Origin of the sequence: Helicobacter trogontum, from assembly GCF_000765905.2 — a bacterium.
In the GTDB taxonomy this organism is placed as follows: Bacteria; Campylobacterota; Campylobacteria; order Campylobacterales; family Helicobacteraceae; genus Helicobacter_A; species Helicobacter_A trogontum.
Genome location: NZ_JRPL02000001.1, coordinates 22,615 through 45,988 on the forward strand (window position 1 = coordinate 22,615; position 23,374 = coordinate 45,988).

36 protein-coding genes and 5 tRNA genes are annotated in these 23,374 nt (G+C 36.5%); 4 read left to right on the plus strand and 37 right to left on the minus strand.

Features of this window, described 5'->3' with window-relative positions:
* Positions 1-75: 75 nt before the first annotated feature.
* The 36 genes from rplL to rpsJ form a co-directional block, all read right to left on the minus strand.
* Entirely contained in the window at positions 76-453 is a 378-nt protein-coding gene (gene rplL / locus LS81_RS00075; RefSeq protein ID WP_034319770.1) for a 50S ribosomal protein L7/L12, read from the minus strand.
* A 1-nt stretch (position 454) separates the two neighbouring features.
* A complete protein-coding gene (rplJ, locus tag LS81_RS00080) occupies positions 455-943 on the minus strand; it encodes a 50S ribosomal protein L10 (RefSeq protein WP_034345685.1) in 489 nt (162 codons plus the stop codon).
* Positions 944-1,037: 94 nt separating this feature from the next.
* A complete protein-coding gene (rplA, locus tag LS81_RS00085) occupies positions 1,038-1,742 on the minus strand; it encodes a 50S ribosomal protein L1 (protein ID WP_034345682.1) in 705 nt (234 codons plus the stop codon).
* Positions 1,743-1,756: 14 nt separating this feature from the next.
* Positions 1,757-2,182 carry a 50S ribosomal protein L11 gene (gene rplK, locus LS81_RS00090; protein WP_034319765.1) on the minus strand — a complete coding sequence of 142 codons (426 nt, stop codon included), beginning with the start codon at positions 2,180-2,182 and terminating at the stop codon, positions 1,757-1,759.
* A 23-nt stretch (positions 2,183-2,205) separates the two neighbouring features.
* Positions 2,206-2,736 (minus strand): transcription termination/antitermination protein NusG, encoded by a 531-nt coding sequence (gene nusG, locus LS81_RS00095; protein ID WP_034345679.1) that lies wholly within the window; start codon positions 2,734-2,736, stop codon positions 2,206-2,208.
* Between the two features lie 30 nt (positions 2,737-2,766).
* Entirely contained in the window at positions 2,767-2,949 is a 183-nt protein-coding gene (gene secE, locus LS81_RS00100; protein WP_034319806.1) for a preprotein translocase subunit SecE, read from the minus strand.
* 26 nt (positions 2,950-2,975) lie between these two features.
* A tRNA-Trp gene (locus LS81_RS00105) sits at positions 2,976-3,052 on the minus strand.
* A 74-nt stretch (positions 3,053-3,126) separates the two neighbouring features.
* Positions 3,127-3,300, minus strand: a complete 174-nt coding sequence (gene rpmG, locus LS81_RS00110) for a 50S ribosomal protein L33 (RefSeq protein ID WP_034319761.1) — start codon at positions 3,298-3,300, stop codon at positions 3,127-3,129.
* A gap of 8 nt (positions 3,301-3,308) precedes the next feature.
* Positions 3,309-4,508: an elongation factor Tu gene (tuf, locus tag LS81_RS00115; RefSeq protein ID WP_004086477.1), complete on the minus strand. Its 1,200-nt coding sequence runs from the start codon at positions 4,506-4,508 to the stop codon at positions 3,309-3,311.
* 65 nt (positions 4,509-4,573) lie between these two features.
* A tRNA-Thr gene (locus tag LS81_RS00120) sits at positions 4,574-4,648 on the minus strand.
* A gap of 153 nt (positions 4,649-4,801) precedes the next feature.
* Positions 4,802-4,878: transfer RNA gene (locus LS81_RS00125), tRNA-Gly, on the minus strand.
* Between the two features lie 14 nt (positions 4,879-4,892).
* A tRNA-Tyr gene (locus LS81_RS00130) sits at positions 4,893-4,977 on the minus strand.
* 85 nt (positions 4,978-5,062) lie between these two features.
* Positions 5,063-5,138: transfer RNA gene (locus LS81_RS00135), tRNA-Thr, on the minus strand.
* A gap of 1,319 nt (positions 5,139-6,457) precedes the next feature.
* Entirely contained in the window at positions 6,458-6,682 is a 225-nt protein-coding gene (gene infA / locus LS81_RS00140; protein ID WP_034319756.1) for a translation initiation factor IF-1, read from the minus strand.
* Position 6,683: 1 nt separating this feature from the next.
* Complete coding sequence (gene map / locus LS81_RS00145; RefSeq protein WP_104696500.1) at positions 6,684-7,442, minus strand: type I methionyl aminopeptidase; 759 nt, start codon at positions 7,440-7,442, stop codon at positions 6,684-6,686.
* Between the two features lie 7 nt (positions 7,443-7,449).
* Positions 7,450-8,739, minus strand: coding sequence for a preprotein translocase subunit SecY (secY, locus tag LS81_RS00150; protein WP_034345676.1), 1,290 nt, complete (start codon positions 8,737-8,739; stop codon positions 7,450-7,452).
* Entirely contained in the window at positions 8,739-9,137 is a 399-nt protein-coding gene (rplO, locus tag LS81_RS00155; protein ID WP_034319746.1) for a 50S ribosomal protein L15, read from the minus strand. The genes secY and rplO overlap by 1 nt, the downstream gene beginning before the upstream one ends.
* Positions 9,138-9,147: 10 nt before the next feature.
* Positions 9,148-9,588 (minus strand): 30S ribosomal protein S5, encoded by a 441-nt coding sequence (gene rpsE, locus LS81_RS00160; protein WP_034319743.1) that lies wholly within the window; start codon positions 9,586-9,588, stop codon positions 9,148-9,150.
* Between the two features lie 10 nt (positions 9,589-9,598).
* Positions 9,599-9,955, minus strand: a complete 357-nt coding sequence (gene rplR, locus LS81_RS00165) for a 50S ribosomal protein L18 (protein ID WP_034345673.1) — start codon at positions 9,953-9,955, stop codon at positions 9,599-9,601.
* Positions 9,956-9,967: 12 nt separating this feature from the next.
* The gene (gene rplF / locus LS81_RS00170) at positions 9,968-10,504 is read right to left on the minus strand and encodes a 50S ribosomal protein L6 (RefSeq protein ID WP_034345670.1); all 537 of its coding nucleotides are present in this window, start codon (positions 10,502-10,504) and stop codon (positions 9,968-9,970) included.
* Between the two features lie 8 nt (positions 10,505-10,512).
* Positions 10,513-10,908, minus strand: coding sequence for a 30S ribosomal protein S8 (gene rpsH, locus LS81_RS00175; RefSeq protein WP_034319733.1), 396 nt, complete (start codon positions 10,906-10,908; stop codon positions 10,513-10,515).
* Positions 10,909-10,919: 11 nt separating this feature from the next.
* Entirely contained in the window at positions 10,920-11,105 is a 186-nt protein-coding gene (locus tag LS81_RS00180) for a type Z 30S ribosomal protein S14 (RefSeq protein ID WP_004086455.1), read from the minus strand.
* Between the two features lie 3 nt (positions 11,106-11,108).
* A complete protein-coding gene (gene rplE / locus LS81_RS00185; protein WP_034345667.1) occupies positions 11,109-11,654 on the minus strand; it encodes a 50S ribosomal protein L5 in 546 nt (181 codons plus the stop codon).
* A gap of 9 nt (positions 11,655-11,663) precedes the next feature.
* Positions 11,664-11,888, minus strand: a complete 225-nt coding sequence (gene rplX, locus LS81_RS00190; RefSeq protein WP_034345665.1) for a 50S ribosomal protein L24 — start codon at positions 11,886-11,888, stop codon at positions 11,664-11,666.
* Positions 11,888-12,256, minus strand: coding sequence for a 50S ribosomal protein L14 (gene rplN, locus LS81_RS00195; protein WP_034345662.1), 369 nt, complete (start codon positions 12,254-12,256; stop codon positions 11,888-11,890). Before rplN ends, rplX begins: the two co-directional genes overlap by 1 nt.
* The gene (gene rpsQ, locus LS81_RS00200) at positions 12,253-12,519 is read right to left on the minus strand and encodes a 30S ribosomal protein S17 (RefSeq protein WP_034319724.1); all 267 of its coding nucleotides are present in this window, start codon (positions 12,517-12,519) and stop codon (positions 12,253-12,255) included. Before rpsQ ends, rplN begins: the two co-directional genes overlap by 4 nt.
* Before the next feature lie 10 nt (positions 12,520-12,529).
* The gene (rpmC, locus tag LS81_RS00205; RefSeq protein WP_034345660.1) at positions 12,530-12,733 is read right to left on the minus strand and encodes a 50S ribosomal protein L29; all 204 of its coding nucleotides are present in this window, start codon (positions 12,731-12,733) and stop codon (positions 12,530-12,532) included.
* Entirely contained in the window at positions 12,720-13,145 is a 426-nt protein-coding gene (gene rplP / locus LS81_RS00210) for a 50S ribosomal protein L16 (protein WP_034319718.1), read from the minus strand. Before rplP ends, rpmC begins: the two co-directional genes overlap by 14 nt.
* Positions 13,146-13,148: 3 nt before the next feature.
* Positions 13,149-13,838: a 30S ribosomal protein S3 gene (rpsC, locus tag LS81_RS00215; protein WP_034319715.1), complete on the minus strand. Its 690-nt coding sequence runs from the start codon at positions 13,836-13,838 to the stop codon at positions 13,149-13,151.
* Positions 13,839-14,237, minus strand: a complete 399-nt coding sequence (gene rplV, locus LS81_RS00220) for a 50S ribosomal protein L22 (protein WP_199769756.1) — start codon at positions 14,235-14,237, stop codon at positions 13,839-13,841.
* Between the two features lie 12 nt (positions 14,238-14,249).
* The gene (rpsS, locus tag LS81_RS00225) at positions 14,250-14,531 is read right to left on the minus strand and encodes a 30S ribosomal protein S19 (protein ID WP_034319713.1); all 282 of its coding nucleotides are present in this window, start codon (positions 14,529-14,531) and stop codon (positions 14,250-14,252) included.
* A 9-nt stretch (positions 14,532-14,540) separates the two neighbouring features.
* Positions 14,541-15,368: a 50S ribosomal protein L2 gene (gene rplB / locus LS81_RS00230; protein WP_034345658.1), complete on the minus strand. Its 828-nt coding sequence runs from the start codon at positions 15,366-15,368 to the stop codon at positions 14,541-14,543.
* A gap of 15 nt (positions 15,369-15,383) precedes the next feature.
* The gene (locus LS81_RS00235) at positions 15,384-15,665 is read right to left on the minus strand and encodes a 50S ribosomal protein L23 (protein ID WP_034319708.1); all 282 of its coding nucleotides are present in this window, start codon (positions 15,663-15,665) and stop codon (positions 15,384-15,386) included.
* A gap of 1 nt (position 15,666) precedes the next feature.
* Positions 15,667-16,281, minus strand: a complete 615-nt coding sequence (gene rplD, locus LS81_RS00240) for a 50S ribosomal protein L4 (protein WP_034345654.1) — start codon at positions 16,279-16,281, stop codon at positions 15,667-15,669.
* Positions 16,281-16,874 carry a 50S ribosomal protein L3 gene (rplC, locus tag LS81_RS00245; protein ID WP_034319703.1) on the minus strand — a complete coding sequence of 198 codons (594 nt, stop codon included), beginning with the start codon at positions 16,872-16,874 and terminating at the stop codon, positions 16,281-16,283. Before rplC ends, rplD begins: the two co-directional genes overlap by 1 nt.
* Positions 16,875-16,902: 28 nt before the next feature.
* Entirely contained in the window at positions 16,903-17,214 is a 312-nt protein-coding gene (rpsJ, locus tag LS81_RS00250; RefSeq protein WP_034319700.1) for a 30S ribosomal protein S10, read from the minus strand.
* Between the two features lie 842 nt (positions 17,215-18,056).
* On the opposite strand from rpsJ, the gene flgB reads away from it, so the two are divergent.
* The 4 genes from flgB to LS81_RS00270 are packed head-to-tail and all read left to right on the plus strand — an operon-like array spanning position 18,057 to position 21,975.
* Positions 18,057-18,515, plus strand: coding sequence for a flagellar basal body rod protein FlgB (gene flgB / locus LS81_RS00255; protein WP_052096507.1), 459 nt, complete (start codon positions 18,057-18,059; stop codon positions 18,513-18,515).
* Between the two features lie 45 nt (positions 18,516-18,560).
* On the plus strand, positions 18,561-19,052 hold the full coding sequence (gene flgC / locus LS81_RS00260; protein ID WP_034345651.1) for a flagellar basal body rod protein FlgC: 492 nt from the start codon (positions 18,561-18,563) through the stop codon (positions 19,050-19,052).
* A 22-nt stretch (positions 19,053-19,074) separates the two neighbouring features.
* Positions 19,075-19,377 carry a flagellar hook-basal body complex protein FliE gene (gene fliE, locus LS81_RS00265; RefSeq protein WP_034317358.1) on the plus strand — a complete coding sequence of 101 codons (303 nt, stop codon included), beginning with the start codon at positions 19,075-19,077 and terminating at the stop codon, positions 19,375-19,377.
* 36 nt (positions 19,378-19,413) lie between these two features.
* Positions 19,414-21,975, plus strand: coding sequence for a peptidoglycan D,D-transpeptidase FtsI family protein (locus LS81_RS00270; protein WP_034345649.1), 2,562 nt, complete (start codon positions 19,414-19,416; stop codon positions 21,973-21,975).
* Positions 21,976-22,327: 352 nt separating this feature from the next.
* Here LS81_RS00270 and LS81_RS00275 read toward each other — a convergent pair whose 3' ends face one another.
* Positions 22,328-23,362: a glycosyltransferase family 9 protein gene (locus LS81_RS00275; RefSeq protein WP_237022177.1), complete on the minus strand. Its 1,035-nt coding sequence runs from the start codon at positions 23,360-23,362 to the stop codon at positions 22,328-22,330.
* Positions 23,363-23,374: the final 12 nt, after the last annotated feature.

Consider the following 23,374-nt stretch of genomic DNA (forward strand, 5'->3'; position numbering starts at 1 on the left):
AAAAAGCCTATCCAAAGGTAGATGAGATATCCACCAAAGATAGGCTTACAAAAGCTTACAATGCAAGGCTAAAAGTTATTTTACTTCTACTTTTGCACCAGCTTCCTCAAGTTTTTTCTTAAAGTTTTCAGCATCTTCTTTGCTTACACCCTCTTTAAGCGTGTTTGGTGTCTTTTCTGTTGCCTCTTTAGCCTCTTTCAAGCCAAGACCAGTAATTTCTCTAACAGCCTTAATAACATTAATTTTATTCGCACCTGCATCAACAAGTACAACATCAAATTCTGTTTTTTCTTCTACTGCAGCACCAGCACCTCCACCAGCCACTGCACCAGCAACAACAGTTGGTGCGGCACTTACGCCAAACTTCTCTTCAAAAGCCTTTACTAGCTCTGATAACTCTAAAACAGACAAACTACCTATATATTCTAACACATCTTCTTTTGAAATTGCCATATTAAGCTCCTTGCTCTTCTTTTTGTTTTCTTAAATTATCTAATCCTGTCGCAAAATATCTTGCAGGTGCCGTCCATACAGACAACAACATGCCAATCAATTCATCTTTGCTTGGCAATTTAGACACCGCAGTAATATGCTTAGAATCCACGATTTCGCCATCGAAATAACCAAATTTAACACTAAATTTCTCGCTATTTGCTTCTTGAAATTTGCACACAACCTTCGATAAAGAAATCTGATCATTTGACCAAATATAAATATTTGTGTCCTTAAGTTCAGTTTCTTTGTAACCTGCTTGTTTTAGTGCAATATTCGCAAGTTTATTTTTAATAACTTGCACACAAATATCAGAATCCTTAGAACTTCTACGTAAAGCTTCTAATTGTTTTACTTGCAATCCTCTATAATCACAAATAATCATTGCACTAGCATTCTTGAAACTCTCGGTTAAACCTGCTACAAGTTGCCCTTTCTCTTCTCTAGTCATACATCCTCCTTTCAGCCTTCAAACCTATACGGGGTAATTTTTAAGCTTTACGCCCCAGTAGTCTCTAGCCCAAGATAAAAAGATTTATAGGTCTTTATTTCACATCCATAAGCTCTTGTGAATCCACTTTGACTGATGGACTCATTGTTAAAGAAAGATTGCTTGATCTAATATACTTTCCTTTTGCAGTGCTTGGCTTCAACCTATTAATAGTTTTTACAAATTCAACCAAGTTATCAAGCAATTTATTATTATCAAAACTCGCTTTACCAATAGGGCTGTGAATATTTCCCTTCTTATCTACACGGAAATTGACTTGTCCGCTCTTTGCATTTGCAACTGCCTTTGCTACATCAGCAGTAACGGTTCCTGTTTTTGGATTCGGCATAATACCCTTTGGTCCTAATATCCTACCAACTTTACCGACAAGTGGCATCATATCTGGCGTAGCAATTACCATATCAAAATCTATGTTGCCATTTTTAATCTGATCTGCTAAATCCTCATCTCCAACCACATCAGCACCTGCCTTGCGTGCTTCATCAGCTTTTAAATCCTTGGCAAACACAGCAACTCTCACTGTTTTTCCAGTACCATGTGGCAACACAACTGCACCACGAATCATCTGATCAGCATGACGTGGATCAACACCAAGCCTCAAAGCAACTTCCACAGTTTCATCAAATTTCGCAGAAGCAAGAGATTTTACTATGTTTATTGCAGATTCCATATCATAAGTTTTATCACAATCAATTTTTTGAGATAAAGCTTGCAATCGTTTTGACATTTTTTTCTTCATACAACTCTCCAAAATTAATCTACTATTTCAACACCCATGCTTCTAGCACTACCTGCAACTATCTTTTTTGCCTCTTCAATATCGGTGGTATTTAAATCCTCCATCTTTGTTTTTGCAATCTCCTCAAGTTGCACTTGCGTAAGTTTACCAATCTTATTTTTTAAAGGGTTATCAGAACCTTTTGTCAATTTTGCAACATTCTTAATCAAGTCTGTCACAGGTGGCTTTTTGGTAATAAATGTAAAACTTTTATCTTGATATACAGTGATAATAACAGGGATATTAAAGTTGCCCATATCCTTTGTCCTCTCATTAAAAGCCTTACAAAATTCCATAATATTAACACCTCTTTGTCCGAGAGCTGGACCCACTGGAGGAGATGGATTTGCTTTGCCAGCTGGAATCTGCAACTTTAATTCGCCAACAATCTTTTTTGCCATTGTCTATCCTTATTTAAAAAATGTTAAAGAATTTTTTCAACTTGCACATCATTAATCTCTGTGAGAGTGTTACGACCAAAAATAGAAACATTAAGTTTCAACTTCTTAGTTTTTATGTCATAGCTCTCCACGACACCAGTGAAGTTAGCAAAAGGTCCATCTGTAATTAGAACAGACTCGCCAGTAACAAATGAAACTTTAGGGCGAGGTGCAGGTCTATTCTCAATCTTATCTAAGATATTCTGAATGTCTGCTTCACTTAAAGGTGTGGGCTTTTTGCTCTCTCCAATGAATCTACCAACCCTTGGCAATGACTGAATCATATGCCAAAGCTCTGTATCCAAATTAATATATACGAACACGTATCCTGGATAAATGCTTCTTTGCACTGTTTTCTTCTTCTTGTCTTTAATTTCAAAAACATCCTCAGTGGGAACAACTATGTTTTTCAAACGGTGAGAGGCATTATTCTGCTCAATAAGATTCTCTATAGCTCTCTTTACAGACTGCTCACTCCCCGAATATGTTTGTATTGCATACCATTGAAATTCCATTAGTTATTCCTTACTTATCAGCAACAATTCCTAAGATACTATACGTGAAATCGTATAATGAAAAAAAACATCTATAACCGCCAAAAACAAGGCAATTATAGAAACAACGACAACAACGGAAACAAATGCGGTTCGCACCTGCTCTTTTGTTGGAAAAATAACTTTTCCTAACTCATCCTTAGATTCTTTATAATATTTTTTTATTTTCACTATAAAAACCTTGATATTCAATCAAATAATGGCAGGCCAGGAAGGATTCGAACCCTCAACACTCGGTTTTGGAGACCGATGCTCTAACCATTGGAGCTACTGACCTTTACAAACAAATACTAGAAATCTAAAATTCCTATGCCCCATAATATGGGACATAACATACAAAACCATAAAAAATTAACTTGTTTTTAGCTTCACTTCTTTATGTATTGTATGCTTATTCAATCTTGGGCAGAATTTCTTAAGCTCCAGTTTTTCTGTATTTGTCTTTGCATTCTTCGTGGTGCTATAATTAATATCGCCACATTCAGAACACTTTAATCCAATTTTAACCAAATTACCCTTTGCCATAACTTTTCCTATTCAATAATTTTTGTTACAGCACCAGCACCAACTGTTCTACCACCTTCACGGATAGCAAATCTTGTCCCAAGTTCTAACGCGATAGGATTTAGCAATTCAACAGTGATTTTAACATTATCTCCTGGCATTACGAGTTCAGTTCCCTCTGGTAGGATAATTGCACCTGTAACATCTGTTGTTCGCACATAGAATTGTGGACGATAGTTGTTATGGAATGGAGTATGTCTTCCACCTTCATCTTTTGTAAGAACATAGATCTCAGCCTCAAACTTTTTGTGAGGAGTAATTGAACCAGGTTTACAAAGCACCATCCCTCTTTCTACTTCTTCTTTCTTGGTTCCACGCAAAAGTACACCAACATTATCGCCAGCTTCACCTTGATCCATCTCTTTGCGGAACATTTCAACACCAGTAACAGTAGTTTTTTGAGTATCTCGGATACCTACGATTTCAACTTCATCACCTACTTTTACGACACCTCTTTCAATTCTACCTGTAACAACTGTTCCTCGACCAGCAATCGAAAACACATCTTCCACAGGCATAAGGAAAGTTTTATCAACATCTCTTTTTGGTGTAGGTATATAGCTATCAACGGCAGCCATAAGATCCAAAATCTTTTGCCCCCATTCACCAACAGTGCCAGCCTTTGCTTCTTCAAGGGCTTTCAATGCAGAACCACCAACAATAGGTGTATCATCTCCTGGGAACTCATACTCATTCAATAAATCCCTTACTTCCATCTCTACTAATTCAAGTAGTTCTGGATCATCAAGCATATCTTGCTTATTCAAAAATACAACGATGTATGGTACACCTACTTGTCTAGAAAGTAGAATATGCTCTCTAGTTTGTGGCATAGGACCATCAGAAGCAGATACAACCAAAATTGCACCATCCATCTGTGCAGCACCTGTAATCATATTTTTTACGTAATCCGCGTGACCTGGGCAGTCCACGTGTGCATAGTGTCTATTCTCTGTCTCATACTCAATATGAGAAGTAGCGATCGTGATACCTCTCTCTTTTTCTTCTGGTGCATTATCAATATTGTCATAATCCTTAAGCTCTGCAAGACCCTTAGTTGCCAATACAGCAGAGATTGCAGCACTTAAAGTCGTCTTACCATGATCGACATGCCCAATAGTTCCCACATTTACATGCGGCTTACTTCTATTAAATTTCTCTTTAGCCATAACTATCTCCTAAAATAAAATTAAACACAACTATTGAATAAAAAATTCAAAAACCAACGAAAAACTGGAGCCCACAAGCGGGATTGAACCGCCGACCTCTTCCTTACCAAGGAAGTGCTCTGCCACTGAGCTATATGGGCAAGAAATAAATAAATTTTAATTCTGATTAGAAAATCATAGAGATTTAAAACGAAAAACATAGAGAGAAACAAAAGCGTTTAGAAAAAATCCTAAAGTTACTAAGTTTTCAGCTCCCAGTCGTTAATAAATCGATAACAATCTATTCACATAAATGGAGCGGGAAACGGGGCTCGAACCCGCGACCCTCAGCTTGGAAGGCTGATGCTCTAGCCAACTGAGCTATTCCCGCGACTAAATAAACAATGGTGGTGAGTCGTGGATTCGAACCACGGAAGACATAGTCAGCAGATTTACAGTCTGCCCTCGTTGGCCACTTGAGTAACTCACCACAAATGCTAAAAAACTGGTCAAACACTGATGCTTATTCAAAGTTAAAATAACCGAACTTAAAAAATATTAGAGTTTGATAAAAATGGAGCTGGTTAAGGGACTCGAACCCCCGGCCTGCTGCTTACAAGGCAGCTGCTCTACCAACTGAGCTAAACCAGCACATATCGCTATAGAACCAATATTCCAACTAAAGAATTACATGCATTGGAGAGTGAATTTTATCACATTTTTTCATATTTGTCAATATCTAAACAATATTTTTTTAATTTTATTGGAAACATAACCAAGCAATGGCACCACATGCTACACTGTGCCATTCAATAATAACCACAGCATATGAACCTCAAGCACTCTGATATCAACTAGTTGGTATTCTAATTCTAGAGGCTACCCCACAATCTCACAGCACTATAAATATTGTCTTATAACTCTTTGAATCCTTAACAACCAATTGTGACACAACAAATCTAGGATCTAACCTCTCGTAATTTTTAGAATTAATGCAAAAAATTAATTTATAGGTTATATATTTTCTATTACTTATTTAAAAAATAATGCCTCTAACTCCAAACATCATAACAAACTACATAAATCTCGAACCACTTAAGTAGTATTTTGAAACCTCATAATAATCCCTCGCTTAAAACTCATATCATTTCAACAATCAAAAAACAAATCTACATCTATCGATATTGCTCTTCAATGCCAATAGATTATAGGCGCAAAAGACAATAAACTCACCTTGATATGCAGCTCGTATTATTCTAAATTAGAATCTTGCGGTTTTTTAGTTAAACCTTTTACCACATGTCTCACATGTATAAGCCTCATCTAATAACACATTATATCTTACAATTCATCGATACAACGTATGCATCCTTGAGAGGTTTTGGATTATCTTTTGATTTAAAAATATTAAGAGAATCTGTGATTAGTAGCACAATCTTAATTAGTCGTTACTTCATGACTGCGAGTGCTTAGTAAAGTGCGATATCAAAACTTATCTCTATACCAATTTACTCTTGTTTTTACTTATAGAAATTCATGATTATCACACTTACTTATCTTTTATGGTTTAAAATAAGTATCTAATTACTTATTATCATCTTATTCTTATATCATTTTTTTTGTTAAATCTAATTACAACAAGTGAATTAGCAATAAAAATTGATAACAAGAGCTAGAAAACAATAAATGAGTAATACTTATGAGAAACGACTGCTTTAACTTGAAAATTACTTTAGAAGTCGCCTATTTTTATTACAGACAAGCGTGATATTAAGGTATTAGAATTCATAAAACACTTTACGTATTGCCTAATTATTTATTTTCAATTCTTTACAATCTTTTTTAACACAATGAACTAAAGCATTCAACATAGACTCATAACAGCCTAAAAGGCGAAAACACGAATAGCAGTGTTACCTCACTACCAATGCATACTCATTTTTTGGTGTAATCTATCAATCAAAATGAGCTTAATCACGTGGATAACGCAAAACAATCCTGCCTTTATCAAGACTATAGGGCGTTAATTCTATCTGCACATTGTCACCAGGCAGAATCTTAATATTATGCATACGCATTTTACCAGAAATATGACAAAGCACCACATGCTTATTTTCTAATTCTACTCTAAAGGTTGTACTGGGTAATGCCTCGATTACTCTACCATCTACTTTAATCACATCATCTTTTGCCATTTTATAACTCCGTTAAAATTCTTGCTTTCCCATCAATAATTGCAATCGTATGCTCATGATGAGAGGTATTTAAGCCATCTTTGCTTACAACCGACCACTTATCATCTAAAATAACAGGTTTACCACTTTCTTGACACACCATAGGCTCAAGACAAAATACCATTCCGTTCTTAACTTTGGGACCACCCATTTTCACTCCATCTTCTAAATAGTTTGGGATGCTTGGTTCCTCATGTGGCTTCGTGCCTATACCATGTCCGCAAAATCCAAGCAAAGGAACAAACCCCATATTTTCAATATTTTCTTGTAAAATAGCACTGATCTCTTTAAAACGCATACCCACTTTTATGGAATCTATCGCATTATAAAGCGTACGCAAAGAGCACTCCATAAGCTTAATATCCTTCTCGCTCACCTTGCCTACACCAATTGTGATTGCACCATCCCCATAGTAATTTTTATATTTTGTACCAATATCTATACCAACAATATCCCCTTGTTTCAAACGATAGTTTGTTGGAATGCCATGTATAATAACCTGATTAACAGATATACATGCCGCATTAGGAAAGCCATATAATCCTTTAAAGCTTGGCAATGATTCTAAAGATAGAATCTTGTCTTCAATAGCCTTGTCAAGCTCTAAAAGACTCATACCTTCACTTACTATTGTTTTTGCATATTCAAGTGTCAAAGCGACCACTTTGTTGGCTTGTGCTAACAATGCCAACTCGTTCTTATTTCGCGTTGCAATGCCCATGATAAGATTAGATTCCCACTGCACTTAAGGTTTGATATTTGCTCGTGTAAAGCTGTGCTTCAATCCTTCTCATCGTATCAATAGCAACTTGAACAACAATAAGCACAGACGTACCGCCAAATACAAAATGCACCCCTATACCCTTTAGTAAAATCCATGGAATAGTGGAGATAATCGCGAGATACAGAGCACCCCAAAATGTCAAATGTCCAGCCACCTTATTAAGATAACTTGCCGTATTTTCTCCCGGTCTAAGTCCAGGGATATACCCATTTTGTCGCTTAAGATTATCTGCTATATCTTTTGCATTAAAGACAATAGATGAGTAAAAATATGCAAAAAATATAATAAATACAAACATAATGATGTTATAAAAATAAGATGATGGGCTTATATAATCAGCAATCATAACAAGCCAAGAATCGCTATTAGCTTGATTCTCAGCAACCTGCTTTCCTGCAAATTGTTGCAATATGGTTGATGGAAAAACAAGTAAAGCCGAAGCAAAAATAGGCGGAATCACACCGCTTAGGTTTATTTTAATTGGAATATAGTTCATAATGCGCTTATGTTGATTTTGCATAATAACTTTACGTGCATAAGAAATTGGAACTCTTCTTTCACCCAACTCAACATAAATAATAACAAATACGGTGACAAGAATCACTGCCAACACAAGCAATAACTGCAATATACTCTTCTCATTTTCGCTCACTGCACTAAACTCAGCACCAATCGCACCTGGAATTCCAGATACAATACCAGCGAAAATAATAAGGCTAATGCCATTACCAATGCCTCTTTGCGTAATCTGTTCACCTATCCACATAAGAAGCATTGTCCCAGCAAGCATAGAAACCACAGCAATAGAAACAAACAGCGTCATGTTGTGCAGCATAATCGCACTGCCACCATCAATACTCTGCAGACCATAAGATACGCTGATTGCCTGTACAATCGTAATAAATATCGTAAGATAACGGATTATCTGCATATACTGTTGCATACCATCACGCTCTTTCTTCATCTTACCAATATTTGCAAATGTTGCTGACAAGAGCTCCATAATAATTGATGCTGTAATATAGGGCATGATACCAAGCGATATAATGCTGACACGCTCTAGGGCATTACCACTAAACATATTGAAAAGCCCAAGTGCATTACTCGCATTGCTATCAAAAATGCGTTTTAAAACTTCAGCATCAACACCAGGAACAGGGACATAAGATAACATCCTATAGGCAAACAGGAATGCAAGAGTAATAAGAATTTTATTAAGAATACTTTTGTTCATTAAGCTTGTCCAGTTACTACAACACTTTCATCACTGATCTTAGATTTAAGATTCTTTGCACTCACCCCAATAAGTTTAACCTTTGTAACATATCTTGGGATTGTACAGATTGTACGCAAACTCTCAAGAGTAATTGAATCTAATGCTGCAACTTTTTTTTGTTTTTCAACATTGATAACAAATGGCTTTTCCACATGTGAGTTAAAACCAATTTTTGGCAATCTTCTCTGTAAAGGTTGCTGCCCGCCTTCAAAGCCTCTTTTTGCTTTATAGCCAGTTCTAGCAGTTTGCCCCTTACCACCACGAGTGGCAGTTTTGCCCATCCCAGAACCTTGTCCTCGACCTACTCTCTTAATATCTTTTGTGCTATTTTCAGCTGGTTTAATTTTTTCCAACATATATTCTCCTTTACGCCTTGATTCTCACAAGAGCATCAACAGTTGCACGTACCACATTATATGGATTATTAGAGCCAAGTGATTTTGTCAAGATATCTTTTATACCAGCAAGCTCTATAACAGGACGTGCACTCCCACCAGCGATAACACCAGTTCCCTCACTTGCAGGTTTTAACAAGATTCTACTTGCATTATACTTATGCTCAATATCATGTGCTATAGTTGTCCCCTTGATATTAACTTGTACAATATTTTTAAATGCATCATCAATTGCTTTTTTTATAGCATCAGGGACTTCTTTAGCCTTGCCTAGACCAAATCCCACTAAGCCATTGCGATTACCAACAACAACAAGCGCGTTGAATCGAAATCTTCTACCACCTTTAACGACCTTAGTTACACGTCCTATGTTTACTACAACTTCACTAAATTCTTCTCTATTAATTTCCACTTTTTTCTCCTTATAGAGCTATGCCATTATTTCTTAAGCCATCAGCAAATGCAGCAACTACGCCATGATACAAATAGCCATTTCTGTCAAATACAACGGTATTAATACCTTTTTCCGATAGTAACTTAGCAAATTCAGCACCCATCTTACTTACATCTTCTTTCGTGTTACCGACCTTTAACGCTCGACTATCAATTGCTACAATTGTATGTCCTTTGCTATCATCAATTGCTTGTGCATAGAAATACTTATTCGAACGGAATACGCTCACTCTTGGCTTTATAGCATTTCCACTGCATTGAGAACGGATACGCTTTTTACATTTCTCTCTTAAAATCTTTTTCTTCTCCAAAACTTTAGTTGTCATATCCTCACCTTATTACTTTTTAGAAGTTTTTCCTGCTTTACGCAATATTACTTCATCACTATATTTTACACCCTTACCTTTGTATGGTTCTGGCGGTCTAAATTCTCTGATCTCTGCAGCAATTTGCCCAATTTGTTGTTTGTCGCTTCCTTTAATTGTAATAATGTTCTTTTCGACACCAATTTCAACATTTTCAGGAATAGGGTACTTAATTGGATGAGAAAAACCAAGTGCCAGCTCCAAAACTTTACCGCTCACATTCGCCTTGTAACCTACACCATTGATCTCAAGTGTTTTTGTAAATCCTTCGTGTAAACCTATGACAATATTATTTGCCAATGCACGATAAGTCCCCCAAAATGCACGAGACTGAGGCATATCATCAAGTAATGAAAAAGATAGCTGTTTATCCTCAAACTTAATACCAACTCGACCATATGTTTCGAGTTCTTTGCTCTCTTTTTTACCCTTAAAAATAATTTTACTGTTATCAACCTTCACTTCAATATCATCTGGGATATTGATAGGCTTCTTACCAATTCTTGACATTTCTACTCCTACCAAATACTGCAGAGGGCCTCGCCTCCAACATTTATCCTATAAGCCTCATCATTTGCAATCACACCCTTGCTTGTGCTTACAACTATGATTCCATAACCATTTTTAAATCTTTTCAACTCTTTAGAAGTTTTATACACCCTTCTACCAGGCTTACTGATACGGGCAACCTCGTTAATAACAGAAACACCAGAATCATCATAAGCAAGTTGCACAAAAATACTTTGTTTTCCATCTTTATCATTAATCTTGTAGTCTTTAATAAAGCCTCTTTGCTTAAAAACTTCCATGATGCTTGCAACAATTTTTGCATAATACAACTCAGTACTATCAAGTTTTCTCATTGCTGCATTTCTAATTCGTGTAAGAGAATCTGCAATAATATCATTGACCATCTTATATCTCCTTACCAGCTTGCTTTTCTTAAACCAGGGATTAATCCCTCATTGCCCATCTTTCTTAAACACACACGACACAAAGAAAAATCACGATATACAGAGTGTGGTCTACCACACACTTGACAACGCGTATATTTGCGAACACTAAATTTTGCTTTTCTCTTTGCTTTTGCTATCATAGATTTCTTTGCCATAAATTATCTCCCTTTTGCAAACGGCATACCAAGTAATTCTAAAAGCTTAAAGGCTGCTTTATCGTCATTCGTGCTTGTTACAAGTGTAATATTCATACCATGCGTTACCATAATGTCATCATAAACAACTTCAGGAAACATAAGCTGCTCATTCAAACCAAAGCTATAATTACCACGACCATCAAAACCGTTGCGGGGTATCCCTCTAAAGTCCTTCACTCTAGGCAATGCAATAACTATGAGTTTTTCCAAGAAGTTATACATCATATTACCACGTAGTGTAACTTTCACACCCATAGGCATCCCTTCACGCATTTTAAAACCAGCAACAGATTTTTTCGCTTTTGTAATAATCGCTTTTTGCCCTGCAATCAAAGAGATAGTGTCAGCAATATTTTGCATAATCTTTGCTTCTTTGGCATACTCACCAGCACCCACACTTATAACAATTTTTTCTAATTTCGGTAGAAGCATGGGATTTTTAATATCCAATGCCTTTTTAAGTTCTTCTCTTATCTCATTTTTATATCGTTCTCTTAAAGCATACATATTTCACTCCTACGATTTTTTCACATTAGAAATATGTATAGGCATCTCTTTTGCAACAAAACCACCTTTTTTATTATCATCTGTCGGTTTTACTGCCTTTTTTGCTACCTTACAATCTTTAACAATCAAAGTATTTTTCTTTGGAAAAACAGCAAGAACTTCGCCGCTTTTACCTTTGTCATCACCAGCGATGACTGTTACTATATCGCCCTTTTTAATCTTTATCTTATTCACTATAATACCTCCGGAGCTAACGATACTATTTTCATAAAATTCGCATATCGCACTTCTCTACTAACTGGACCAAAAATACGAGTACCAATTGGTTCTTTTTTTGCATCCAGCAACACTGCCGCATTATCATCAAAACGCACAAGAGAGCCATTATCTCTATAGATCTCTTTTTTTGTACGAACTACAACAGCTTTTAATACTTGTCCCTTTTTTACTTTACCATTTGGGATAGCCTTTTTAACAGACACGACAATGACATCGCCTACACTTGCATAACGCTTATGGCTACCACCCAAAACCTTGATACACATAACTTCTTTTGCACCGCTGTTGTCAGCAACGCTTAGTCTTGTAAAACTTTGTATCATTCTGACACTCCTACTACTACAATATCTTTCAATGTGAAAGCTTTATGTTTAGAGATAGGCTTACATTCAATTGCACTCACCACATCACCAACTCTTGTCTTACAATCTTCATCATGAATGATATATTTTTTAAATCTTTTTACAATTTTGCGGTATTTTGGATGCACAACCTTTCGTTCTACCAAAATAACCGCACTTTTGTTGCCCGCAATACTCACAACCTTGCCTTGTATTACTCTTTTATGCGCTTGCTTCTCATTCATAGCGAATTCCTTAATTAGTTTCTTCTAAATTGAATTTTGCTGATATCGCTGTTGAAATACGAGCAATATCCTTACGCACAATGCTAATTTCACTAGGCTTAGTTAGCTGTGCTGTTTTAAGCTTGATTTTTAAAGTAAATAACTCTGTTTTCTTATCTTTTAATAGCTGTCTCAATTCAGACAACTCCTTATCTTTCAAATCAGTATATTTCATTTTCACTCTCGCTCGTTACAATTTTTGTTTTAAATGGCAATTTACTCTGTGCCAATGCAAGGGCATCACGTGCTGTAGCTTCATCAATGCCAATCATTTCATAAATAATTCGACCGGGTTTAATATTCATAACCCACTTTTCAACGCTACCCTTACCTTTACCCATTCTTACTTCAAGTGGCTTCGCAGTCAGAGGTTTATCAGGAAAAACCCTTATCCACACTTTACCAGCCCTCTTCACATGGCGAGTCATAGCAATCCTTGCAGATTCTATCTGTCTTGAATCTATTCTGCCATGTTCAAGTGCTTTGATACCAATATCACCAAATGCAAGGGCATTACCGCGGTAAGACTTACCACGATTCCTACCTTTCATCTGCTTCCTATATTTAGTCCTTTTTGGCATTAACATAATCTATCTCCTTTTAGCTTTTGCACGAGAATCTCTCGACTCTTCTCTCTCGGTCTGGATACCTTTTTGCAAAACCTCGCCCTTAAAAATCCAAACCTTCACACCAATAATTCCATAAGTCGTTGCTGCTTCAGCAAAGCCATAATCAATTTTTGCACGTAGTGTATGTAAAGGAACCCTACCTTCCATATACCACTCTGTTCGTGCCATTTCAGCACCCGCTAGACGACCTGAAACCTTCACCTTAATGCCTTTTGCACCAGATTTCATTGCTTGTTGCATAACTTTCTTCATTGCTCGTCTAAACGCAACTCTACGCTCAAGTTGCATTGCAACGCTCTCTGCTGCAAGTTGTGCATTCGCTTGGGCTCTTTTGACTTCCTTAATATTGATAGCAACATCTTTGTGAACAAGTTTTTTTAATGTCTCTTTCACTTTCTCAATATCAGCACCTTTTTTGCCAATAATTAATCCTGGCTTTGCCGCCACAACAGTTACACGAAGTTTTGTTGCCATACGTTCAATAACAATTTCACTTACACTAGCATAATAAAGCTCTTTTTTTAGAAATTTACGGATAATATGATCCTCTCCAATTCTCTCTGGTGTGTTCTGAGCACTTGGAAACCATCTTGAAGTCCAATTTCTATTGATACCTAATCTTAGTCCGATTGGATTGACTTTTTGACCCATCTACTTAACCTCACCTTTACTTTTTTTGCTTGTTTGTTTAGCTACTTTTTTCACTGCATTAACTTCCACATAAATATGTGCCATAGGCTTACGTATTGGAGTTGCTCTACCTCTAGCCCTCGGCATAAAACGGCGCAACACAGGACCTGCATCAACTCTACACGAGGTAACTTCTGCACCAGTAGGTTCAAACCCGCCATTTGCAAGTGCTGATGCTAATGTTTTGTAAATAGCCTTTGCTGCTTTATTTGGAGTAAATTCCAAACTTGCTAGTGCAACCTCGGCATTCATGCCTTGCACTTCTCTTGCTATCAAACGTGCTTTTGTAGGCGATAGGCGTGCATAACGCAAAATTGCCACGCCACCATTTGTCTGTTTCATATTTTGTTTTTTAGCCATTGTTATCCCTCATTACTTACCAATTTTCTTTTGAACACTACCCTTATGTCCTTTAAAAGTTCGCGTTGGTGCAAATTCACCAAGCTTATAGCCTACATGATTCTCTGTAACATACACAGGGACAAAAGTGCGACCATTATGCACACTAAAGGTCAATCCTATCATTTCTGGTAAAATAGTGCTTCTTCTTGACCACGTCTTAATTGGCTTGTTATCTTTTGCAGCTTTTGCTTTTGTTACCTTTTTCTCAAGATGAGCATCTATAAAAGGACCTTTTTTAACCGATCTTGCCATATTATTTCCTTATTTTTTTCGTCTTGATATGATAAGTCTATCACTTGCTTTTTTGCGTCTTGTCTTATAGCCTTTGGCAGGTGTACCCCACGGTGATACAGGATGCCCACTTGAACCAGTTTTACCTTCACCACCACCATGTGGGTGATCAACTGGGTTCATAGCGCTACCACGAGTCTGTGGACGAATACCTCTGTGACGATTTCTACCCGCTTTTCCAATAGAGATATTTGCAAAATCTTCATTACCTACATTGCCAATTGTCGCCATGCATTCTTCTAAAACATAACGCATTTCTCCACTTGGCATACGCAGGATTGCATATTTACCTTCACGTCCCATAATTTGCGCAGATGCGCCTGCACTCCTTGCAATTGCACCACCTGCTTTTGGATGCAACTCAATATTATGAACAATTGTTCCTATAGGGATATTTTTGAGCTTCATGGCAAAACCAACTTTTACATCAAGTCCACCTTCAGCTGCAATAACCAAATCGCCCACTCTCAAACCACTTGGCTGAATAATATAGCGCTTATCACCATCCTTATAATTAATAAGTGCAATGCGACAATTGCGATATGGATCATACTCAATTGTGGCAACACGCCCCTCAACATTAAATTTATTGCGTTTAAAATCAATAATTCTATAAAGTTTCTTTGCACCACCCTCTTTATGTCTGCTCGTAATTCTACCATTATTATTCCGTCCTGCAGTTACAGGAAGTTTAACAAGGAGTTTTCTTACGCTAGGCTTTGCTGTAATATCAGCAGAACTCAAGCCTGACATAAATCTCCTACTAGGTGTATAGGGTTTATATGTTTTTACTGCCATGTTTACTCCTTAAAACTATACGGCGAGCGAATCAATGTTCGCACCCTCTGGAATCTTTACATAAAATTTCTTAAAATCAGCTCTCTGACCTTCTTTCCCGCGAAAACGCTTTGTTTTGCCTTCTTGTTTTAAAGAATTGATCTTTAAAGGTGTAAAACCAAAATACTCTTTAAAAATTTGCTTTAATCTGTTTTTTGTCATGCGTGTAGAAGTTTGGACAACCATAACACCGCTTTCTTGCAATCCTAAGGATTTTTCTGTGTATAAAATCGTTTTAATATCTGTTATATCTGCCATTTTAACCTCTTTTTACAAGTTCATCAAACACCGCTTTTTCAATCACAACGCTTCTAAATGCTGCTACAAGATATGCGTTTAACTCACTCGCATCAGCCAAATAACATGATTGTAAATTACGGAATGCAAGAAATGTTTTTTCATTGCTTACTTGCGTAACGAATAATGCACTTCTTTGCCCTAATGCCTTAAATTGTGCAAACGCATCTTTTGTTTTACCACTTTCCACATTGATAGATTCCACAACAAAGAGTCTACCTTCATTAGCTTTTTGTTGCAAAGCATACTCAAGTGCTAATCTTTTTTGCTTTTTATTGATCTTCAAATCATAATTTCTATTGTTACTTGGACCATGACTCACACCACCGCCAACAAACACAGGAGATGTAATGCTACCAGCACGAGCTCTACCACCACCTTTTTGTGCCCATGGCTTTTTGCCACCACCACTTACTTTACCTCTTGTTTTTGCCTGTGCATTATTCGCACGAAGACTAGCGAGGTATGATTTTACATAAAGGTATAAATTGTGCTCTTTAATCTCTGCATAACGCTCAGGTAATGCTATTTCAGCACCTTTGGTAAACTTGCTATCTAACATAATTGCCTTACTCATTACTTGCCGCCTTTTTTATCTAAAATAGTGATTTTTCCGTAAGCACCATTGTATCCTGCTACAGAACCTTTCAACACGAGAATACCGCTTTGTGCATCAAAAGAAATGATTTCACTACGTACACTCACAAGCTCATCACCATAATGTCCTGCCATTTTCTTACCAGGTTGTACACGACCTGGCCATTCCCTATTACCAATTGAACCAAGCCTTCTATGAAACCTGCTACCATGTGCAGCCGGACCACCTTGAAAATTCCAACGCTTCATAGCACCACTGAAACCACGACCCTTCGTCTTAAAACTCACTTTTACAATACCGCCATCACCAAGATTAGATGTATCTAAATCACCAATTTCGGTATTCGCAACTTTTAATGTAGCAAAGCGATTAAACTCTTTACTTAGATTATACTTTTTTTGATTACCCTCGATACTCTTGTTATATGTTTTTCCTTTTGAGTAAGCAACTAAAGCTCTACCGTTCTCTTCTAATTTACACACTTTAGCATTTAACACTTTTAGTAGCGTTACAGCTTGACTAGGTGTAGCAATAATACGGCTCATGCCTACTTTTTGCACTATAAATTCCATGTTATTCCTTATTGATAGATATTAAAACTTATTTGTCCATTGACATTACTTCAACATCAACCTCTGGGGCTAAGTCAAGTTTCATGAGGCTATCAACAGTCTCTCCCGTCGCAGACATAATATCAATAATCCTACTATGTATACGTATCTCAAATTGTTCTCTAGAATCCTTGTTAATATGTGGAGACCGTAAAACCGTATATCGTCTTTTTCTAGTTGGCAATGGTACAGGTCCAATAATTTCAGAGCCTGTTCTCTTCACCGCACCGACAATAGCTGCTATCGAGCGATCAAGCACCCTGTGATCATAAGCTTTTAATTTGAGCCTAATCTTTTGCATATTTTTCCTTTATAATATAGTTGAAGACTGGCACTGCCGATAGATAACCTTATACATTGCATTGCCATGCCCAATTGCTATCATAAAGTAAAATATCGCAGTGTTGTAAAAACAAAAACAAAATTCTAATAAAAAAAGGCTGTCAAGTCAATATGAAGGGTACAAAAAACTCTATTTTTACTTTTTTTATTCCTTATAAAAAGGAAATCATATTGAAAAATAGGCCTCACTTGAATTTACATAGAATCCATTTGTCTCAAAATATACAACAGCTAGAACTATTGATCTCATCTTGCATTGTTTCATTATTGATTCAATACCTCTAAGTATTAATTGAAAAATATAAACAAACATTTAAACACGAGAAATAAAAGGTGTTTTTTACATTATCAATATAGTTCTTAACAAGGTTAGACTGTATTATAGATTAGCAATTACACCATGCAACACACACCTCCCATATGCTATTCTGAGATTCAATACTCCAAACAAGATTCTTGTTTCTGCATGAAGAAGGCTGTGTCCGCATACAATCACAACAGTAATTGGAAGCATAAATCCATCACCAACTCTATATACATTAAAGATATCAACACAACTCCATAAGCATCTTGCTTGCCCCCTCTCTTTTTAAAAAACTCAGAACATCCATGATGCGACTTTAAAACACGCAATGAATCAACCTCTAGCAACAATCCTTGCAAGATTCCAACTACGAACTATTGCCTTATTTACAAAAAAGGGATAGAATGTTGTAGTTTTTCGGTTAGGTGTATTTTTGGAATTGGATTTGCTTAGCACATCTTAATTCTGAATTTTACATGGATATTAGGGAGAATACTATGGAAAGTCTATCGAAAGCATTAGGGACTTCTTTTGAAACATCGAAGGCATATGGTCTAGTGTATAGTGCACTTGATTATCGCTCTTTGAGACAAGACCTTATTGCAAGCAACATGGCAAATGTGGATACGCCCTTCTATCGTCCTAGAGATGTTCATTTTGAGGATATGCTTGCCGAAAAAGCGAGTCAGATTTTTGACAATAAGTCTCGAACTGAAACCTTAAAACTAACCCGAGCTTTGCCTCAGCACTTGCCTGGTGGATTTACAGATCCTCTGACTGGTTCGTTGTTTTTTCGGGATGGACACCTCGCAAGGAATGATGGAAACAGCGTAGATTTAGACGTAGAAACAAGCGAAATGGGTAAAAACTCTGTTATGTATCAAGCACTTACTTCGGCATTGAAAAAACATAAAGGAATTTTTGCGTATGCCTTGGAATCTAGTAAGAATTTGTAATGTATAAATACGTAATATATTTAGGTTAGCAATAAAGGATTGGTTATGTTTATGAGTACTTTTGACATTAGTGGTTATGGGTTATCAGCACAGAGAGTGCGTGTAAATGTTATTTCTGCAAATATTGCAAATGCAAACACTACACGAACCGATGAAGGTGGACCATATAGGCGACAAGAAGTTGTGTTTCGTGCTTTTGACTTTAATAAGCAACTCAATAAGAGACTAGCAAAGGACAACAACCTTATGGAATATAAAGATCCACTCGAAGAAGGTGAGTATGGAAAAAAGCCAGTACCACCAATTACGAGTGTATATATCGACAAAATCGTAAGAGATGACAATAAGCCGTTGATGAAATATGATCCAACGCACCCTGATGCAAACGCACAAGGTTATGTTGCATACCCTAATGTTAATCCAGTTGTCGAAATGGCCGATTTAGTGGAAGCTACTAGAGCATATCAAGCAAATGTAGCAGCGTTTCAAAGTGCAAAAAACATGGCAAGCAATGCTATCACTATGTTTCAAGCATAATTTTTGGTATTAAGGAGAAATAATGGCACAAGTTACACATATTGCAGCACCTGGTATTGCTGATATTTCTCTAACAGATGTAAGCAATGAAGTTAGAGGAAAGCAGGGCGATTTTTCATCATTGTTAAAGCAGTCTCTTGATGAACTCAACGCTTCACAAGAAGTATCAGATAGGGCATTAGCAGATATGGCAAGTGGGCAGGTTAAGGATTTGCATCAAGCAGCTATCACTATCGGTAAGGCAGAGACTAGCATGAAACTTATGCTTGAGGTGAGAAACAAAGCAATCAGTGCGTATAAAGAAATTTTACGCACACAAATTTAATTATTTATATAGACATCAGTGGTTTGCTGCTTTTAGATGCGTGAGAAAATTGTAGCTTCCAAAAGCAATGAAGATTCATCTCGTAATTTAGCATACACACACTCCTTAAATAAGGATAAAATGGACACTCCCAATGAGGCTCTCGCGACAACACAAAGGCTACAGGGTAGCGGTGCAAATATACATCTTCTCACTGGCGATAATCTAAATACCAATCTGCTTTTGGACAATGATGAAGTGCATACCTCAGCAGACTCTGTTCGTATTAAAACACCACGAGACACCCAAAATTATCTCCACAATAACCAAATAAAAGGGGATAACAAGCAAGATAGTATCGATTCAATTATGCTTGATGGGATTGCAGAAAACAGATTTCGTTTATATGATACACCGGGAGAAAACTCATTTAAAATCACATCTCTTTCAAAGACTGAACGCAAGAATCGTCAAATTGAACAAAACAAGATTATAGCACCAAAAGCCCAAGAGATAGAACGTGAAAATGAAGATGAAGAAGTAAGCGAGGAGGCAAAAACACAAAAAGCATGGAGACTTTTTTTAGTGCTTATAGTCTTTGGTCTTTGTTTTCTTGTGTTTATACTTGCAGTATATGCAAAAATTCTTGCAAAACCACCAAATATGGACCCCTACAACAAAGCATCAAGAGATTATCCTTGGTCTACAAAAGCAGATGTAGATATTGCGATGCGTGGGCAAATCTCAAGTCTAGACAACTATGTCCTTGCGACAAACAAAAAATTGTATAGAGTGAATATATATGTTCCTTCCATCTACGAAGAAAAAAGAGAATTATTATTTCAACTCCTACATCTCTATGCTGACTTTGATATAAAAGCCTTGCAACGTTCGATAGAAAAAGGCGGCAATACATTAATTGCCACAAACGTAAATGCTATTGACGCGGCAAATCTACGTATTTTAAATCAAAAACTTGCACGTTTAGGTGTGTACAAAAAATGCACCTTTACATATATTAATAAAACAAGTTTGCAAGATTCAGAAATTAAAACTTTGTATGCACGTGCTCAAATTACACACGAAAAAGGTAGCCAAACACCGCTTGATGTGGAAGTCCTACGCACCATGCAATCATTTGAGAATGGTGAGATAACAAAAAACAAAGCACTTGAAAAGTTGAACATACTATTAGTGGATTATAAAAATAAAGATATAGATTTATCAAGGGAATGCTATACGCCAATTTTTACATACAATTCTGATGTGAAAAATAATGCGAGTACAAGAATTGATAGAGGGCTTGATATTGCTGTTGAGCAAATAGAGAGAACATATCCATTTTCAAATCTTATGCAACCATTATTAGGTTTTACGAACTATGGCAAAAAAACATTAAATGAAAGAACATATGATGATAAAATGAAGCTTATAGCACAATCAGGTGTTGAAAAATATCGTGATGGAATCTTGTCTCCAAAACGTGATGGTAAAATTGTAGGTATGGCAGACAAAGGTGGAAATATCATATTAAACCATCATGCAAAGGCATATGAAAGAACAGATGGATTTCAAGTGCAACTTACCATACCACTGACCCTACAATCAAGAATACAAGATATACTCAATGAGGCACACAAAAAATATAAAGCCGAACAAATTGTAGCAGGCATTATGGATCCAACCACAGGAGAGATTTTGGCTCTTGCCTCATCATCATCATTTAATCCAAATATAGGCAAAAGGGACAAGGATATAGCAAATAAAATGCGTGTAGCAGCTGCTGAACGCTCGTTTGAACCAGGAAGCACTATTAAACCACTTGTATTTGCATATCTTGCAAACAAAAAATGGATTAATTTTCAAGAAACATTTGATCTGCATGATGGGATCTATCAATTACGCACTTACACCATACGAGATACCACACCATTAAAGAGTGCAACAGCTGAACAGATTCTCATTAAATCAAGCAATATTGGCATGACAAAACTTACACGCAATTTAAGCGGAAAGCAAATGCAAGATCTATTTAAAACCTTTGGCGTTGGAGAAAGTACAGGTATCGATATAGCCAACGAAGCCACAGGTCTGCTACCCAAACCAAACATCCTTAATAGAGAGGTAGAAAAAGGGACTGCAAGCTATGGGTATGGGCTACGTATGACTTTTATACAATTGCTACGCAGCTATGCACCTTTTAATAATGGCGGTTTTCTTGTAACTCCGCATGTAACAAAGCATTTCATAGCCCCAGATTCAAAGATTTTCTATCCAACAATAGAAACACCTAAGCAAATTATTAGTCGTGAAAATGCTGCATATATGCAAAAAATTCTGCATCGTGTGGTCAAAGAAGGCACAGGTAAAAGGGCTGATGTTGCAGGGCTTATTATAGGGGGCAAAACTGGAACAGCACGAGAGAAAAAAGATGGGGAAACAATTTATAATGGCTCATTTTTTGGATACGCAAGCGATGGTAATAAAACATATACTATTGGTGTAGTCACCTATGGTTCACAGGCAAATGAAGATTATTATGCAGGACAAACTGCTGCACCAGTATTTGCAAAAATCGCTGATTTATTGGCACAAGAAGGCTATCTAAGGCGTAAATAGGACATAAGTTGGTTATTCCCAAAATTAGCATTTCAACTCAATCCTAGTGATAACAGCCATCATACATCATTGTTATATGCTAACTCTTGCAATAACTACTGCTCTATATGAATTTTTTAAAGTATCAGTATAATAGTCGTATTGTCACTCGTTATCACCAGGGTGGATAACCCTTTGACTATCTTATTTGAAACAATTCGGAGATATAAATAATGTAGGTTGGACATCATTCGTATTGTATCTTAACTTGCATTGGGGACATCCTTTAACAACAAAAGGATATTAATTGATAGCAATCTACATCCTAGTGTTTGTCAAAATAATTAGAATGCAATCTCCTTGCAACATTAAATTAAACAATCTTATTATATTGTGTCAAGTGAATTATATCCTCTAGCTTTTCTACAATCTTTTTAATCGCTACGGCATCATCAGTCTCATTCATCTTTTGCATGACTTTATGTAGAATCACAAAATAGTTAGGATTCATATTATCACCAGACCATAGATGGCTATCTCTCTTGCTACACAACAAAATTAAGGGCACATTAAGATTGTTTGCAAGATGACTAATTGCAGTGCTAGGACTAATAAGAGCTATACTCTCTTCTAACAATGCCACGAGATTTATAATATCGTCATTATTATAAAATATAGATACATTATCCAATACTTGGAGGTTTGATAATTCCATATTACCTTTATTGTTGCCCTCATATGTTGGTATAACAAAATGTAGGTTTGGATACATTTCTGATAGTTTGTGCAATAGTATTTTATAGCCGTGCAAAGTGAGATTACAAAACGTGCTACGCACAAATGGATTAACTATAACAATTTTTTGCTGTATGTTATTAGCTTTTACAAACGATTGTATTCTCGCCTTATTACTATCGTTGCTTTTGAATCTAATCGGAGAGTAATCAATCGTGTCTATCTTATCATCGTAGTGTTTAGGATCTATCTTTCTAACAAGCTTTAACATGCGTTTATATTGTGGCATATGATTTAGTTTGGAAACAAAGATGCTCTCAAAACGATCATTAAGGCTATTTGTGAAAGTCATAAAAGTAATTATACGTTTGCATGTCGTTTGTGCTAAAAGTTTGCATTTGGATCTATTTGGTTGTGTAAGGATAAATACATCGAAGTTATTTAGATTAATATTGTTGATGAGCATTTCATTGCTCATAGATTCCACATCTACTATGGAATCTATGAAGGTAAATTGCCTATATAGGTCTATCCCTTTTCCTCCAACGGAATTAGTATAAACTACTATATTGGCATCTTTATATAAATATCGCAGGGCATAGATAGCATGCAGCACCACTATGTTATCACCAATTAAACCTGCTCGGTAGAATCCTATGTTCATGACTACCATTCTTTAGGCAAC

What these genes read in the sequence shown, in the direction of transcription:
- rplL (WP_034319770.1), bottom strand. Translation starts at nt 453, where the DNA reads ATGGCAATTTCAAAAGAAGATGTGTTAGAATATATAGGTAGTTTGTCT.
- rplJ (WP_034345685.1), bottom strand. Translation starts at nt 943, where the DNA reads ATGACTAGAGAAGAGAAAGGGCAACTTGTAGCAGGTTTAACCGAGAGT.
- rplA (WP_034345682.1), bottom strand. Translation starts at nt 1,742, where the DNA reads ATGAAGAAAAAAATGTCAAAACGATTGCAAGCTTTATCTCAAAAAATT.
- rplK (WP_034319765.1), bottom strand. Translation starts at nt 2,182, where the DNA reads ATGGCAAAAAAGATTGTTGGCGAATTAAAGTTGCAGATTCCAGCTGGC.
- nusG (WP_034345679.1), bottom strand. Translation starts at nt 2,736, where the DNA reads ATGGAATTTCAATGGTATGCAATACAAACATATTCGGGGAGTGAGCAG.
- rpmG (WP_034319761.1), bottom strand. Translation starts at nt 3,300, where the DNA reads ATGGCAAAGGGTAATTTGGTTAAAATTGGATTAAAGTGTTCTGAATGT.
- tuf (WP_004086477.1), bottom strand. Translation starts at nt 4,508, where the DNA reads ATGGCTAAAGAGAAATTTAATAGAAGTAAGCCGCATGTAAATGTGGGA.
- infA (WP_034319756.1), bottom strand. Translation starts at nt 6,682, where the DNA reads ATGGCAAAAGATGATGTGATTAAAGTAGATGGTAGAGTAATCGAGGCA.
- map (WP_104696500.1), bottom strand. Translation starts at nt 7,442, where the DNA reads ATGGGCATTGCAACGCGAAATAAGAACGAGTTGGCATTGTTAGCACAA.
- secY (WP_034345676.1), bottom strand. Translation starts at nt 8,739, where the DNA reads ATGAACAAAAGTATTCTTAATAAAATTCTTATTACTCTTGCATTCCTG.
- rplO (WP_034319746.1), bottom strand. Translation starts at nt 9,137, where the DNA reads ATGTTGGAAAAAATTAAACCAGCTGAAAATAGCACAAAAGATATTAAG.
- rplR (WP_034345673.1), bottom strand. Translation starts at nt 9,955, where the DNA reads ATGACAACTAAAGTTTTGGAGAAGAAAAAGATTTTAAGAGAGAAATGT.
- rplF (WP_034345670.1), bottom strand. Translation starts at nt 10,504, where the DNA reads ATGTCAAGAATTGGTAAGAAGCCTATCAATATCCCAGATGATATTGAA.
- rpsH (WP_034319733.1), bottom strand. Translation starts at nt 10,908, where the DNA reads ATGGTCAATGATATTATTGCAGATTCTCTTACACGAATTAGAAATGCA.
- LS81_RS00180 (WP_004086455.1), bottom strand. Translation starts at nt 11,105, where the DNA reads ATGGCAAAGAAATCTATGATAGCAAAAGCAAAGAGAAAAGCAAAATTT.
- rplE (WP_034345667.1), bottom strand. Translation starts at nt 11,654, where the DNA reads ATGTATGCTTTAAGAGAACGATATAAAAATGAGATAAGAGAAGAACTT.
- rplN (WP_034345662.1), bottom strand. Translation starts at nt 12,256, where the DNA reads ATGATACAAAGTTTTACAAGACTAAGCGTTGCTGACAACAGCGGTGCA.
- rpsQ (WP_034319724.1), bottom strand. Translation starts at nt 12,519, where the DNA reads ATGAATGAGAAGCAAGCGCATAAAAGAGTAATACAAGGCAAGGTTGTG.
- rpmC (WP_034345660.1), bottom strand. Translation starts at nt 12,733, where the DNA reads ATGAAATATACTGATTTGAAAGATAAGGAGTTGTCTGAATTGAGACAG.
- rplP (WP_034319718.1), bottom strand. Translation starts at nt 13,145, where the DNA reads ATGTTAATGCCAAAAAGGACTAAATATAGGAAGCAGATGAAAGGTAGG.
- rpsC (WP_034319715.1), bottom strand. Translation starts at nt 13,838, where the DNA reads ATGGGTCAAAAAGTCAATCCAATCGGACTAAGATTAGGTATCAATAGA.
- rplV (WP_199769756.1), bottom strand. Translation starts at nt 14,237, where the DNA reads ATGGCTAAAAAACAAAATATGAAACAGACAAATGGTGGCGTGGCAATT.
- rpsS (WP_034319713.1), bottom strand. Translation starts at nt 14,531, where the DNA reads ATGGCAAGATCGGTTAAAAAAGGTCCTTTTATAGATGCTCATCTTGAG.
- rplB (WP_034345658.1), bottom strand. Translation starts at nt 15,368, where the DNA reads ATGGCAGTAAAAACATATAAACCCTATACACCTAGTAGGAGATTTATG.
- LS81_RS00235 (WP_034319708.1), bottom strand. Translation starts at nt 15,665, where the DNA reads ATGGCAGATATAACAGATATTAAAACGATTTTATACACAGAAAAATCC.
- rplD (WP_034345654.1), bottom strand. Translation starts at nt 16,281, where the DNA reads ATGAGTAAGGCAATTATGTTAGATAGCAAGTTTACCAAAGGTGCTGAA.
- rplC (WP_034319703.1), bottom strand. Translation starts at nt 16,874, where the DNA reads ATGGAATTTATAGTGCAAAAAGTAGGCATGAGCCGTATTATTGCTACA.
- rpsJ (WP_034319700.1), bottom strand. Translation starts at nt 17,214, where the DNA reads ATGCAAAAGATTAGGCTCAAATTAAAAGCTTATGATCACAGGGTGCTT.
- flgB (WP_052096507.1), top strand. Translation starts at nt 18,057, where the DNA reads ATGGAAAGTCTATCGAAAGCATTAGGGACTTCTTTTGAAACATCGAAG.
- flgC (WP_034345651.1), top strand. Translation starts at nt 18,561, where the DNA reads ATGTTTATGAGTACTTTTGACATTAGTGGTTATGGGTTATCAGCACAG.
- fliE (WP_034317358.1), top strand. Translation starts at nt 19,075, where the DNA reads ATGGCACAAGTTACACATATTGCAGCACCTGGTATTGCTGATATTTCT.
- LS81_RS00270 (WP_034345649.1), top strand. Translation starts at nt 19,414, where the DNA reads ATGCGTGAGAAAATTGTAGCTTCCAAAAGCAATGAAGATTCATCTCGT.
- LS81_RS00275 (WP_237022177.1), bottom strand. Translation starts at nt 23,362, where the DNA reads ATGGTAGTCATGAACATAGGATTCTACCGAGCAGGTTTAATTGGTGAT.